The sequence below is a fragment of the Janthinobacterium sp. CG3 genome (genome assembly GCF_000344615.1).
Classification (GTDB): Bacteria; Pseudomonadota; Gammaproteobacteria; order Burkholderiales; family Burkholderiaceae_D; genus Janthinobacterium.
This window is the reverse complement of sequence record NZ_KB467824.1, coordinates 2,927,127-2,940,570: the sequence shown is the minus strand read 5'-3', so window position 1 is coordinate 2,940,570 and position 13,444 is coordinate 2,927,127. Positions and strand designations below refer to the sequence as shown.

Genomic DNA, 13,444 nt, shown 5'->3' with positions numbered 1-13,444 from the left:
AGCCGCGCCCCCGCCCCACACTGCGACACCATGAAAATACTACTGTATAGCGCGAACTTCGCGCCCGAACCGACCGGTATCGGCAAATATTCCGGCGAGATGGCCAGCTGGCTGGCCTCCCAGGGGCACGAGGTGCGGGTGGTCGCCGCGCCGCCGTACTACCCGGCCTGGAAGCTGGCCGAGGGCTACGCCTGGCCGCCCTACCGGCGCGAACAATGGCAGGGCGTGAGCGTATTCCGCGCGCCGCTGTGGGTGCCGGCCAGCCCCGGCGGCCTGGCGCGCGTGCTGCACCTACTGACGTTCGCGGCGGCGTCGCTGCCGTCGATGCTGCGCCAGGCGTTCTGGCGCCCGGACGTCGTCTTCACGGTGGCGCCGGCCTTCGTCTGCGCCCCGGCCGGCTGGTTGACGGCGCGCCTGTGCGGCGCCCAGGCCTGGTTGCACATCCAGGACTTCGAGGTCGACGTGGCCTTCCAGATGGGCCTGTTGAAAGGCAAGCTGTTGCGCCGCCTGGTGTTCGGCTGCGAGAGTTGGATGCTGCGCCGCTTCGACCGGGTCTCGTCGATTTCGGGACGCATGCTCGAGCTGTTGCGCAACAAGGGCGTGGCGCCGAAGGCGGTGACCTTTTTTCCGAACTGGGTCGACATCGCCCACGTCAGCCCGCTGGCCGCACCGAGCAGCTACCGCGCCGAGCTGGACATCGCCGACGACGCCGTGGTGGCGCTGTTTTCGGGCACGCTGAGCAACAAGCAGGGCTTGATGATCATCCCGGATGCCGCCAAGCGCCTGCTGGCGCGGCCCGACATCGTCTTCGTCGTCTGCGGCGACGGCGTGATGAAGCCGCAGCTGGAGGCGGCCCGGGCCAGCCTGCCCAACTTGCGTCTGCTGCCGCTGCAGCCGTTCGAACGCCTCGGCGAGCTGCTCGGCCTGGCCGACATCCACCTGCTGCCGCAAAGCCCGGAGGCCGAGGACCTGGTGCTGCCGTCCAAGCTGACCGGCATGCTGGCGAGCGGGCGGCCGGTGATCGCCACCTGCCGCGCCGAATCGGAGATCGCTGCGGTGGTGTCGGGCTGCGGCATGATCGTGCCGCCGGAGGACGGCGCCGCGCTGGCTGCGGCGATCGCCGCGCTGGCCGACGACGCCTCCGGCCGCGCCCGGCTGGGCCTGCTGGCGCGCGCCTACGCGCTGGAAAACCTGGCGCGCGACGCCGTGCTCGGCCGGGTCGCCGAGCAGATGGCCGGCGCCGACTAGGCGCCGCCCTACTTGCCGTTGATCTGGTAGCCGACCGCCGTTTCCACCGTCCGGACCCGGTAAAACAGCACGTCCGTGGCGCCCGCCGGCACCTGCAACGGGGTCCGGTCCCAGGTCTGGCTGCGCGCCTGCGCCAGGCCGGCCAGCAGCGCCGCCTTGTCGGTGGCGCCGAAGTTGCCTTGCTGGACGGTGCGGTTGGTTTTCATCATGGAGAAACCGACCGCCGCCGTGGAGGCGCTGTTGTTGTTGCTGCGCTTGTAGTAAAAATCAATCGGATTGCCCGACACGCCGACGAACAGCGCCTTGGTGCCGGACGCCTCGTTTTTCACCACGATGCCCTGGTCCGCATGCTTCATGTTGTAGGACAGCCCCATCACGGTGAACTGGCCGGCGAAGTTGTCGACGATGATGGACGGGCCGGCCGTGAACCCCTGGGCGTCGATGTCGGGCGGGGCGATGTGGCCGCCCAGGTAGGTGAAGGTGCCGGAGTCGCCCTTGATCATCGGATCGCTCTTGGTGCCCTCGTACCAGGAATCCATCATCAACACGTTGCTGTTGGCGTTGATGGCGACCGGGCCGATGACGCCCGAGCCGACCAGCAGCACGCTGGCGGCGGCGTTGGCGTTGAGTTTCTTGATGTTGGTGGTGAGCTGGAACTCGACCCTGGTGCCGCCCAGGTTGTTGATGTTGGTCACGCCGTTCATGGCGCCGTCGAAGAGGATGCGCCCGCCGGACTGGTCGGCCTTGTCGAGCGCCACAGCGGTGGTGCTGTAGTCGGTCGAGTACAGGCGCATCTCGCGCACCGTCGCCAGGCTGGGCCCGTTCAATTGCAGCAGCGGCTTGGCGCCCATGTTCACCCCGGCCTTGAGGATGGTGGCGATACCGTCGCCTGCCAGTTGGATGCGCCGCCGGGCCGGTATCACCAGGGAGGCGTTCAGCGTGAAGGTGCCGCGCGGAAAGTGCACGACCGGGTTCGGGTCGGCGCTGGCGGCGGCCTGGTTGATGACGGCCTGGATCGTGTCGGTGCTGGTCACGTTGAACAGCGTCACCGGGTCGGTGTTCACCGGCACCTCGAAGACCTTGCGCGCCAGGTTCCTGGGCGTCGCCGGCAGCGTCGGCAGCGCCGCCGGGATGATGTTGCGCGCCACCGTCGTGGTGTCGTAGAGCAGGAAGCGGTTCAGCGGGTTGTTGCCGGTGACGTGGTTGGGGATGGTGAACTGGTTGCCCACCAATACCATGTCGCTGCCGGGGACGTCGCTATTGTTAAATTGCTGGATCAGCGGTCCGGTGCTGCCGGCGGCGCTGAGGATCTGGTTGTCGATCATGATCAGCGGCCCCAGGTTGCCCATGTAGATCGGGGTCGGGTTGGTCGGTTCGATGATGCGGTTGTTCTTCAGGATCAGGGCGCGGCCGTTGTTGCCGGCCAGCGTGGCCTCGAGGAAGCGGCGCGAGCCGACCGAGACGTTGCCGTGCATCGCGTGCCACTGCACGTAGTTGACGTGGACGTCGGCGAACTGCGAGCGCTGGAACAGGTTGCGGTAGGTTTGCACATTGCCCGCGCCGAGCGCGTTGGTGACGCCGCGGTAGCAATCGATGAAATGCGAATCGATCACCCACCAGTCGAGCGCGTTGGCGCTTTCGGTGCTGACGCCGGCCACCGTGTTGCGGATGAACTTGGTGCGCCGCACCGCGCCCTCGGAATCCATGTTGCCGTAATCGGCGGCCAGCCAGTCGCTGCCGGGATGGCTGGCCTTGGTGTTGCTGGCGCCGCAGCAGCCGGCGACGATGCCCACGCCCATGTCGACGAAGACCTCGTCGACGTGCTCGGGGCTGGCGCCGTACTGCGGGGTGTTCTTGTTCCACCAGTGGGCCACGCCGATGCCTGCTTTGCGCTTGCCGTCCCAGGTCAGGCGGGCGAACTTGCCGCCGTAGACGCCGTCGGCGATCAGCATGGTGCCGCCGGCCACGCCGTCCCAGACGATCCTGGTGTTGGCCGGGTCGGCGCCGACCATGCCGGCGCCGAACTGGTTCTTCGACACCAGCGTGCGGGTGATGCGGTAGGTGCCGGCCGGGAAGTACAGCACCGCCGGCGATCCGGGCTTCTCGATTTTCGAGCCGTGCTTGTTGACCACCCGCAGGTTCATGTCGTCGAGGGCGCGCTGCAGCGCCGCCGTGTCGTCGGCGATGCCGTCGCCGACGGCGCCGTACTTGCTCTGCACGTTGCCCCAGCTGGGGAAGGGGCCGATCGATTCCTCGACCGCGATGCTGGCGGCCAGGGGTGGCTTCCAGGGGGCGAGGGAGGTGGCGGCGCCGGCGGCGCCGGCGAGCCACGTTGACGCCAGCGTCAAGCAGACAAATGGTGTGAATTTCATGCTCAAATTCCCGGAAAAATAAACTCGATAAAACACCCGCGGGCACGCGCCCGCGCCACCCGGAACAGCCGGCGCCGCGGCGCCAACGGCCCGGGCCGAACGGATCGGGCCGGGGCCGCCGCCTGGCGCCGCGGCAAAGGGGTAAGGGGGTGATGGGCCAGCGCAGCCGCCTGATCGGGGGGGGGGGGGGCGCGGCCGGTTCCGGCCGGCGCCGTCACGGCACCCCTCAATTCCAGCGAGACCTAAAGCGTACTCTAATAATGGATTTCGTGATTTTCTTGACGCAATAGTTGGCGGCGCGCGCGGCAAGGGCGGCCGGGCGGCGGGAAACGGCGGGGGGAGGACGAAAAAATGCCGGGCGCGGGGCCCGGCATGCGGTGCTACTCGATCCGGCCCGCGCGGGCCGGAACCCTTTTATTGGCCGTTGATGAGGGTGCCGACGCCCGATTCGACGGTGCGGATGCGGTACAGCAGCACGTCGGTGGCGCCGGCCGGTATCACCGCCGGCACGCTGTCCCAGGTCTGGCCGCGCGCCTGGGCCAGGCCGGCCAGCAGCGCCGCCTTGTCGGTGGCGCCGTAGTTGCCTTGCTGGACGGTGCGGTTGGTTTTCATCAAGCCGAAACCGACCGCGGTGCCGGCGGCGGTGGCGTTGTTGCTGCGCTTGTAGTAAAAATCAATCGGATTGCCCGACACGCCGACGAACAGGGCCTTGGTGCCGGCCACCTCGCCCTTCACCAGGATGCCCTGGCCCGGATTCTTCATGTTGTAGGACAGGCCCATGACGGTGAACTGGCCGTTGAAGTTGTCGACGATGATGGACGGGCCGGCCGCGAGCCCCTGGGCGTCGATGTCGGGCGGGGCGATGTGGCCGCCGAGGTAGGTGAAGGTGCCGGAGTCGCCCTTGATCATCGGATCGCTCTTGGCGCCCTCGTACCAGGAATCGAGCATCAGTACGTTGCTGTTGGCGTTCACGGCGACCGGGCCGATGACGCCCGAGCCGACCGTCAGCACGCTGGCGGCGGCGTTGGCGTTGAGTTTCTTGATGCCGGTTGTGAGCTGGAACTCGACGCGCGTCGAGGCCAGGTTGTTGAGGTTGGTGACGCCGTTCATGGTGCCGTCGAACAGGATGCGTCCGCCGGGCTGGTCGGCCTTGTCGATCTGCAAGGTGGTGGCGGTGAAATCGGTCGAATACAGGCGCAGCTCGCGCAGCGTGGCCAGGCTCGGGCCGGCCAGGCGGATCAGCGGCTTGGTGCCAAGGCTAGGGCCGGCTTTGAGGATGGTGGCGATGCCGTCGCCGGCCAACTGGATGCGCCGTCCGGCCGGGATTAGCAGCGTGTTGTTGATGGTGAAGGTGGCGCGCGGGAAGTGCACCACCGGGTTGGCGTCGAGGCTGGCGGCGGCCTGGTTGATGATGGCCTGGATCGCGTCCGAGCCGGTGTCGTTGGCGAGGGTGGTGGAATTGGTGGTCACCGGCACCTCGAAGACCTTGCGCGCCAGGTTTTTGGCCGTCGCCGGCAGCGTCGGCAGCAGCTCCGAGATGGCGGTGCGCGCCACCACGGTGGAGTCGTACTGGACGAAGCGGTTCAGCGGGTTGTTGCCGACCACGTGGTTAGCGATGGTAAACTTGTTGCCGAGTAAAATGACGTCGCTGCCGGGGACTTCGGCGTTGTTGAATTGCTGGATCAGCGGTCCGGTGCCGCCGGCCGGGCTGAGGATCTGGTTGTCGATCAGGATCAGCGGCCCCAGGTTGCCCATGTAGATGGGGTTCGGATGCAGCGGATTGATGATGCGGTTGTTCTTCAGGATCAGGGCGCGGCCGTTATTGCCGGCCAGCGTGGCCTCGAGGAAGCGGCGCGAGCCGACCGAGACGTTGCCTTGCATCGAGTGCCACTGCACGTAGTTGATGTGGACGTCGGCGAACTTCGAGCGCTGGAACAGGTTGCGGTAGGTATGCACGTTGCCGGCCCCGAGGGCGTTGGTGACGCCGCGGTAGCAATCGATAAACTCCGAATCCATCACCCACCAGTCGAGCGCGTTGCCGCTTTCGGTGCTGACGCCGGCCACCTTGTTGCGGATGAACTTGGTGCGCCGCACCGAGCCCTCGGAATCGAGGTTGCCATAGTCGGAGGCCAGCCAGTCGGTGCCGGGATGGCTGGCCGCGGTGTTGCTGGCGCCGCAGCAGCCGGCGACGATGCCCACGCCCAGGTCGACGAAGACTTCGTCGACGTGCTCGGGGCTGGCGCCGTACTGCGGGGTTTTCTTGTTCCACCAGTGGGCGATGCCGATGCCGGCCCTGTTCTTGCCGTCCCAGGTCAGGCGGGCGAACTTGCCGCCGTAGACGCCGTCGGCGATCAGCATGGTGCCGCCGAGCGGGCCGTCCCAGACGATCTTGGTGGTGGCCGGGTCGGCGCCGACCAGGCCGTAGCCGAACTGGTTCTTCGACACCAGCGTCTTGGTGATGCGGTAGGTGCCGGCCGGGAAGTACAGCACCGCCGGCGAGCCGGGTTTTTCGATTTTCCAGCCGTACGCGTTGACGATTTTCAAGTTCATGTCGTTCAGGGCGCGCTGCAGCGCCGCCGTGTCGTCGGCGACGCCGTCGCCGACGACGCCGTACTTGGTCTTCACGTTGCCCCAGCTGGGGAAGGGGCCGATCGATTCCTCGACGGTGACGCTGACCCGCAACGGCGGCGCGGCCAGCGCGCTGCCGGCGGCGCCCGCCAGTAGCGTCGCCGCCAGCGATAAGCATATAAACGGTGTAATCTTCATAATCAGGCCTATGTGAAAGAGTATTTCGGTAAAGTTCGGAAAAATCGCGCCCAGCTCGTATCGGCGGCTGGCGTCGCGCGCCATGGCGGTGCCGATGGGGGGGGGCGGCCCATCGATAGTCCTTGCGCGCCGTATGGCTTTGTTGGATCACTTAAAATGAGGTGGAAACCGATTGCCTTGAACATGCGCCGTTGCGGCCCGCGCCCCTGTGCGGCAGGTCAGAAAAGTCGACCGAAAGTGATGTTGCGCAACCTTTCGCTCTGCGCTGCCGTTTCCAATGGGAAATTTTTTTATTGAACACAAGCTTGCCATAGACCACCATTCGGGTCAAGCGACATGCACTGACTTTGCTCAACACATGGGCCGGCGGCGCTTTCCGGCAAGGGGCGCCGGCGCCCTTGCGCGGGGCGGGGAGGCGGCCCGCCGGGCGCTCCGGATTGTATCTGTGCGGCAACAATTGCTATTTTTCGGCGAGCGGGTCCGGCGCCGGGCGCGATTTTCTTGCCCGGCGCCGGCGGCCGCCGCCGGCGATTCCCCAAGGTTGCCATTCGAACCATGATTATAGACGGTCCGTTGTATAATTTACAGGCGGCGTTATTGCACCGCAAAATATTGCTTTTTACAAATTTTTTAATATGGGACGTCCTTTATGACGAAGCAAACCATCTTGGTGACGGGCGGCGCGGGCTATATCGGCTCGCACACCTGCGTCGAATTGCTGCGTTGCGGCCACGACGTGGTGTTGGTCGACAATTTCAGCAACAGCAAGGCCTCGGTCTTGCCGCGCATCGCGCACATTGCCGGCCGCTCCTGTGCGCTCGCCGACGTCGACGTGCGCGACCGCGCCGCCCTGGGCGCCGTGTTCGCGCAATACCGGATCGACGCGGTGATCCATTTCGCCGGCCTGAAGGCGGTCGGCGAGTCGGTCGAGCAGCCGCTGCGCTACTACGACAACAACGTCGCCGGCACGCTGGTGTTGCTGGAGGCCATGGCCGAGTTCGGCGTCAAGTCGCTGGTGTTCAGCTCGTCGGCGACGGTCTACGGCGACCCGGCCAGCCTGCCGATCCTGGAACACTTCCCGCTGTCGGCCACCAACCCCTACGGGCGCAGCAAGCTGATGACCGAGGAAATCCTGCGCGACGTCCAGCGCGCCGACCCGACCTGGCGCATCGCGCTGCTGCGCTACTTCAACCCGGTCGGCGCGCACGAGAGCGGCCTGATCGGCGAAGACCCGAACGGCGTGCCGAACAACCTGATGCCCTTCATCGCCCAGGTCGCCGGCGGCCGGCGCGCCGAACTGGCGGTCTACGGCGGCGACTACCCGACGCCCGACGGCACCGGCGTGCGCGACTATATCCACGTGGTCGACCTGGCGCGGGGCCATTCAAAGACGCTCGACAAGCTGGCGCAGGGCGCCGGCGTGTACACTTATAACCTGGGTACCGGCCGCGGCCACAGCGTGCTCGAGGTGGTGCGCGCGTTCGAACAGGCCAGCGGCCGGCCGGTGCCCTTGCAGGTGGTGGCGCGGCGCCCCGGCGATATCGCCGCGTGCTACGCCGACGCCGCGCTGGCCGCGCGCGAGCTGGGCTGGCGCGCCGAGCGCGATCTGCGGCAGATGTGCGAAGATTCCTGGCGCTGGCAGACCTATTCAAACAACGTTAACCTGGCAGTGGAGCAAGAATGAAAGCAATGATCTTGGCAGCGGGCAAGGGCACGCGCGTGCGTCCCTTGACCTACGACCTACCGAAACCGATGATCCCCATCCTGGGCAAGCCGGTGATGGCCTACCTGATCGAGTACCTGGCCAAGTACGGCGTAACCGAGATCATGGTCAACGTCAGCTACCTGCACGAGAAAATCGAGGATTATTTCGGCGAGGGCCACCAGTACGACGTGCAGATCGGTTATTCCTTCGAGGGCTACACCAACGACGCCGGCGACGTGGTGCCCCAGCCGATCGGCTCGGCCGGCGGCATGAAGAAAATCCAGCAATTCGGCGGCTTCTTCGACGAAACCACGATCGTGCTGTGCGGCGACGCGCTGATCGACATCGACCTCAAGTCGGCGCTGTTCGAGCACCGCCGCAAGGGCGCGCTGGCCTCGGTGATCACCAAGGAGGTGCCGTGGGACAAGGTGTCGAGCTACGGCGTGGTGGTGTCCGACAAGGACGGGCGCATCCAGTCCTTCCAGGAAAAGCCCAGCCAGGAGGAGGCGCTGTCGAACTTCATCAGCACCGGCATCTATATTTTCGAGCCGGCGGTGCTCGATCTGATCCCGCCCAACCAATCGTTCGACATCGGCGCGGACCTGTTCCCGCTGCTCGTCGCGCAGGGCTTGCCGTTCTTCGCGCAAAAGCGCAGCTTCAAGTGGATCGACATCGGCAGCGTCAAGGATTACTGGGAGGTGCTGCAAAGCGTTATGATGGGCGACGTCGCCCACATGGACGTGCCCGGCACCCAGGTCGAGGAGGGCGTTTGGGTCGGCTTGAACACCTCGATCGACTGGGAGGGTACGCGCATCGAGGGGCCGGTGTATATCGGCTCGGGCACACGCATCGAGGCCGGCTCGACCATCATCGGGCCGACCTGGATCGGCCACAACAGCCATATCTGCTCCGGCGCCGAGGTGGTGCGCTGCGTGCTGTTTGAATACACCCGCGTGTTGCCCGACGTCAGCCTCGACGAGATGATCGTCTTTAAGGACTACAGCGTCAACCGCGCCGGCGACATGCGCCACGTGTCCGACTACGACCCGGACGAGTGGGCCAACGCGCGCGACCGGCGCAGCAAGCGCCGCACTGAGAACAATATCGATTTAAAATTGGAAAGAAACGCATGAAAATTTATCCAGTCATCCTTTCCGGCGGCTCCGGCACGCGCCTGTGGCCGCTCTCGCGCGCCGTGCTGCCCAAACAACTGCTGCCCCTGGTGTCGGACAAAACCATGTTGCAGGAAACCGCGCTGCGCCTGGGCGGCCTGGCCCAGTTGATGGCGCCGCTGGTGGTGTGCGGCGAGGAACACCGCTTCCTGGTGGCCGAGCAGATGCGCGAAATCGGCGTCGCGCCGCTGGCCATCCTGCTCGAGTCGGCCGGGCGCAACACCGCGCCGGCGGTGGCGGCGGCGGCGCACTACCTGGCCGCGGTCGACCCCGACGCGGTGATGCTGGTGCTGCCGGCCGACCACGTCATCGTCGACGTCGCGGCCTTCCACGAAGCCATCGGCCGCGCCGCGCTGCTGGCGCGCGAGGGCGCGCTGGCGACCTTCGGCATCGTCCCGACCGGGCCGGAAACGGGTTATGGCTATATCCAGCGCGGCGCCGCGCTCGACGGCGCCGGCGCCGGCTACCGGGTCGACCGCTTCGTTGAAAAACCGGACCGCGCCAAGGCCCAGGGCTTCGTCGACGCCGGCACCTATTACTGGAACAGCGGCATGTTCCTGTTCCGCGCGGCGCGCTACCTGAGCGAGTTGGCGCAATTCCAGCCGGCCATCGTCGACGCTTGCGCCAAGGCGGTCCAACTGGCCCACCGCGACCTCGAATTCTGCCGCCTGGACGCCACCGCGTTCGCCGCCTGCCCGTCCGATTCGATCGACTACGCGCTGATGGAGCACACCGCGCACGCGGTGGTGGTGCCGGCCGACATAGGCTGGAGCGACGTCGGCTCCTGGGCCGCGCTGTGGGAGGTGCAACGCGCCGACGCCGACGGCAACGTCGCCCGCGGCGACGTCTACCTGGACGGCGTGACGAACTCGCTGGTGCGAGCCGAAAGCCGCATCGTCGCCGTGATCGGGGTGCAAGACCTGATCGTCGTCGAAACCAACGACGCCGTGCTGGTCGCGCACAAGGACCACGTGCAACGCGTCAAGCAGGTGGTCGACCACCTCAAGGCCAGCGCGCGCACCGAACACCTGCACCACACCAAGGTCTACCGTCCGTGGGGCTATTACGAGGGCATCGACGCCGGCGAGCGCTTCCAGGTCAAGCGCATCACCGTCAACCCGGGCGGCAAGCTGTCGCTGCAGATGCACCACCACCGCGCCGAACACTGGGTGGTGGTCAGCGGCACCGCCCGCGTCACCTGCGGCGAGAGCGTCAAGCTGCTCAGTGAAAACGAATCGACCTATATCCCGATCGGCATGAACCACCGCCTGGAAAACCCCGGCATGATGCCCTTGCACATTATCGAGGTGCAGTCGGGCAGCTACCTGGGCGAGGACGACATCGTGCGCTTCGAGGACGTCTACAAGCGCGCCTAAGGCGGCCGGGGTGGCGGCCCGCGCGCGCGGCCGGCACCCCGTCCTCTTTTGTGGTCGCCAGTCAACTTTAATTTATTTTTATTATTTATTGACAGCCGGCGGCGAAGGCTCCAAAATCGGCGGGTAAACGCGCCTGCGAACTTTTTGCACGGGCGAAATGACGTGCTGGAGTGGATATGTCGAGCAGTGCAGTGGGGCGGCGTCCGGAATTGGACTTCCTGCGGGGAGTGGCGATTATTTTCGTGATGTTCTTTCATTTTCGGGTCGCCGACGACGCCCATCCCTTGCTGGAGGCCTTGGTCTACCCCTTGCAGGCGTTCGGCGGCGCCGGCGTCGACATGTTCTTCACCCTGAGCGGCTTCCTGGTCGGCGGCTTGCTGTTCAGCGAGTGGAAAAAGACCGGCGCGATCAACGCGACACGCTTCCTGGTACGGCGCGCGTTCAAGATCTGGCCGCTTTACTATGTGCTCATTTTCTTCCACCTGCTGGTCGGCCGGCACCCCGCCGACACTTTTTTCTGGCAAAACCTCACCCACACGCAAAACTACACCGGGTCGGCGATCTTGCAAACCTGGAGCCTGGCCGTCGAGGAGCATTTCTACCTGGTCGCGGCCTTCCTGATGTCGCTGGCGGCGCCAAGGTTGAGCCTGCGGCCGCTGATAGCGACCTCGCTGCTGCTGTGCGCCCTGGTCCTGGCCGCGCGCTCGGCCTACGTCCACACCGGCGACCTGGACGGCGCTTTTCGCTATACCCATTTACGCATCGACAGCATGATCTACGGCGTGATGCTGGCCGCGCTGTACTGGCTGGCGCCGGGCCACTTCGCCAGATTGGCCGCGCACCGCGGCTGGCTGATCGCGGCGGCGCTGGCCTTGCTGGCATGGCTGGCGCTGGTGGGAACGAGCTCGCCACTGGCGCGCAGCATCGGTTATACCGTCGAGGCGCTCGGTTTTTGCTGCGTCGTCGTGCTCGCGCTCGGCACGCCCGCCGGCATCAGCGGCAACCTGCTGTTTCGCGGCGTTGCGTGGATCGGCATGTATTCGTATGGCATCTATCTTTGGCACAGCCTGGCGTTGGCGCCGGGCCAATATCTGATCGACCACCTGGAGGCAAGGGAGGTCGACGCGTCGGTCGTTTTCGTGTTCACGCTGGCGTTCCAGGCGCTGCTTGCCGTTGGTCTCGGCTATTGCGCGACTAGGCTGGTGGAGTGGCCCTTCCTTCGCCTCAGGGACCGCTTCTTTCCCAAGGCGGAGGAGGCGGCCGGCAAAGGCCGCGCCGAGCCCCTCGTTGTCGCGAAATAATTCCTAGCCGGCGCGGGGAGGGCAAGCGCAGGGCGATTGCATGAAGGCGAAGGTGTAGCCGATGGCGAAGTTGGCAAATATTGCTTGTAAACTCGTTGAGAAAGGCGTTTACTCTCAATATTTGGATGAGCAAATGACTAACGAACCGATAGCGCTGGTAGCTGCATTCAATGATTTGACCGATCCGCGTGCGCGTCAATGCGCCTATCAACTCGATGAATTGCTGTTGGCCGCCATCTGCGCCGTCATCAGTGGCGCGGAAACTTGGATCTCGGTTGTGGAATGGGGCGAAATGAAGCTTGACTGGCTGCGCCAGCACCTGCCCTTTGTCAACGGTATTGCCTCGCATGACACTTTTGGACGGGTCTTTTCGCTGCTCGATGCGGCGCAATTCGAGCTCTGCTTTACACGATGGATGAGTTCGATGTGCCCCTCTCTTGAGGGGCAGCACATTGCTATCGATGGCAAGTGTGTACGCGGTTCCCATGATGGAAAGCACGGCGCGATTCATCTTGTATCGGCATGGAGTAGCGCAAGCGGGCTGACCCTGGGGCAGATCAGGACCGCCGACAAGAGCAATGAAATCACCGCCATACCGGAATTGTTGGCGACACTCGATATCAAAGGCGCCGTCATCACGATCGACGCGATGGGATGTCAGCACGATATTGCTGCAAAGATCGTCGCCAGCGGCGCCGACTATGTGCTGGGCGTGAAGAGCAATCAACCGGGCTTGGCTGAAGCGATCAAACTGTGGTTCGATGCGGCTGATGCGGGCAAGATCGATCGTCCTTTCTGGGATCATACCCAGACTGAAAAAGATCATGGACGTATCGAAACGCGGCGCTGCCTAGTCACCAATGACGTTGCCTGGCTTGGCGAGCAACAGCAGCACTGGGTGGGCGTACGTAGCCTGATCATGATCGAATCGACGCGCGAAATCATCGGCAGGAACAGCAGTGGAACTGCCAGCGTCGAACGACGATACTACCTGAGCAGCCTGCCTGTCCAAGCGGCCCATCTTGCGCAGACTGTGCGGGCGCACTGGGGCATCGAAAACTGCATGCACTGGGTGCTCGACGTCGCCTTTCGCGAGGACGATTGCCGCATACGCATCGGCGATGCGGCACAAAACTTCGCCATCTTGCGTCGAATTGCGCTCAACTTGCTAAAAAACGAGAAGACCACCAAGCTCGGAATCGCCAGTAAACGCTTAAAGGCAGGATGGAGCGCCGACTATCTTGCCAAGGTCTCGGGGCTGCCGGCCTGATTCTTCATGCAATCGCCCTGAGGGCAAGCGCGCGGGGCTTGTGGTTCTTCCTGCAATCATGTATATTCCCTACGGTTGATCTCGTTCCGGGCCGCCGTATCGCGTTGCGGGCTGGCGCATCCAGCCCGCCGACCCCGGCCCGGCGTTTGCCTTTCCCCCGCGACGACAGCGCGGCGCCCGCCCTGCGGCCTTCGCGCGGGCGTGCCGCCGTCGCCTGGCGCGCCGTTTTAAAGG

Annotated in this window: 8 protein-coding genes; 6 read left to right on the top strand and 2 right to left on the bottom strand. The window is 65.1% G+C overall.

Annotated features, from left to right (window positions below; all coding sequences use genetic code 11):
* Window positions 1-30 precede the first annotated feature (30 nt).
* Window positions 31-1,248 carry a WcaI family glycosyltransferase gene (locus JANGC3_RS0112810; RefSeq protein WP_017876889.1) on the top strand — a complete coding sequence of 406 codons (1,218 nt, stop codon included), beginning with the start codon at window positions 31-33 and terminating at the stop codon, window positions 1,246-1,248.
* An 8-nt stretch (window positions 1,249-1,256) separates the two neighbouring features.
* On the opposite strand, the gene JANGC3_RS0112805 is transcribed toward JANGC3_RS0112810, so the two are convergent.
* Both JANGC3_RS0112805 and JANGC3_RS0112800 read right to left on the bottom strand, forming a co-directional pair.
* Window positions 1,257-3,620 (bottom strand): glycosyl hydrolase family 28-related protein, encoded by a 2,364-nt coding sequence (locus JANGC3_RS0112805; protein ID WP_081611849.1) that lies wholly within the window; start codon window positions 3,618-3,620, stop codon window positions 1,257-1,259.
* Between the two features lie 414 nt (window positions 3,621-4,034).
* On the bottom strand, window positions 4,035-6,386 hold the full coding sequence (locus tag JANGC3_RS0112800) for a glycosyl hydrolase family 28-related protein (protein ID WP_157406593.1): 2,352 nt from the start codon (window positions 6,384-6,386) through the stop codon (window positions 4,035-4,037).
* A 649-nt stretch (window positions 6,387-7,035) separates the two neighbouring features.
* Here JANGC3_RS0112800 and galE point away from each other — a divergent pair.
* The 5 genes from galE (at window position 7,036) to JANGC3_RS0112775 (ending at window position 13,210) form a co-directional block, all read left to right on the top strand.
* Window positions 7,036-8,070: a UDP-glucose 4-epimerase GalE gene (gene galE, locus JANGC3_RS0112795; RefSeq protein ID WP_017876886.1), complete on the top strand. Its 1,035-nt coding sequence runs from the start codon at window positions 7,036-7,038 to the stop codon at window positions 8,068-8,070.
* Window positions 8,067-9,224 (top strand): sugar phosphate nucleotidyltransferase, encoded by a 1,158-nt coding sequence (locus JANGC3_RS0112790; RefSeq protein ID WP_017876885.1) that lies wholly within the window; start codon window positions 8,067-8,069, stop codon window positions 9,222-9,224. Before galE ends, JANGC3_RS0112790 begins: the two co-directional genes overlap by 4 nt.
* Entirely contained in the window at window positions 9,221-10,639 is a 1,419-nt protein-coding gene (locus tag JANGC3_RS0112785; RefSeq protein ID WP_017876884.1) for a mannose-1-phosphate guanylyltransferase/mannose-6-phosphate isomerase, read from the top strand. The genes JANGC3_RS0112790 and JANGC3_RS0112785 overlap by 4 nt, the downstream gene beginning before the upstream one ends.
* Window positions 10,640-10,815: 176 nt before the next feature.
* A complete protein-coding gene (locus JANGC3_RS0112780; protein ID WP_026132916.1) occupies window positions 10,816-11,940 on the top strand; it encodes an acyltransferase family protein in 1,125 nt (374 codons plus the stop codon).
* A 61-nt stretch (window positions 11,941-12,001) separates the two neighbouring features.
* Window positions 12,002-13,210, top strand: coding sequence for an ISAs1 family transposase (locus JANGC3_RS0112775; protein ID WP_017876882.1), 1,209 nt, complete (start codon window positions 12,002-12,004; stop codon window positions 13,208-13,210).
* The last annotated feature ends 234 nt before the right edge of the window (window positions 13,211-13,444 follow it).

Excerpts from the sequence above, each read along its gene's own strand:
- JANGC3_RS0112775 (WP_017876882.1), top strand. The coding sequence starts at position 12,002 with ATGGCGAAGTTGGCAAATATTGCTTGTAAACTCGTTGAGAAAGGCGTT.
- JANGC3_RS0112790 (WP_017876885.1), top strand. The coding sequence starts at position 8,067 with ATGAAAGCAATGATCTTGGCAGCGGGCAAGGGCACGCGCGTGCGTCCC.
- JANGC3_RS0112780 (WP_026132916.1), top strand. The coding sequence starts at position 10,816 with ATGTCGAGCAGTGCAGTGGGGCGGCGTCCGGAATTGGACTTCCTGCGG.
- JANGC3_RS0112810 (WP_017876889.1), top strand. The coding sequence starts at position 31 with ATGAAAATACTACTGTATAGCGCGAACTTCGCGCCCGAACCGACCGGT.
- JANGC3_RS0112785 (WP_017876884.1), top strand. The coding sequence starts at position 9,221 with ATGAAAATTTATCCAGTCATCCTTTCCGGCGGCTCCGGCACGCGCCTG.
- galE (WP_017876886.1), top strand. The coding sequence starts at position 7,036 with ATGACGAAGCAAACCATCTTGGTGACGGGCGGCGCGGGCTATATCGGC.
- JANGC3_RS0112800 (WP_157406593.1), bottom strand. The coding sequence starts at position 6,386 with ATGAAGATTACACCGTTTATATGCTTATCGCTGGCGGCGACGCTACTG.
- JANGC3_RS0112805 (WP_081611849.1), bottom strand. The coding sequence starts at position 3,620 with ATGAAATTCACACCATTTGTCTGCTTGACGCTGGCGTCAACGTGGCTC.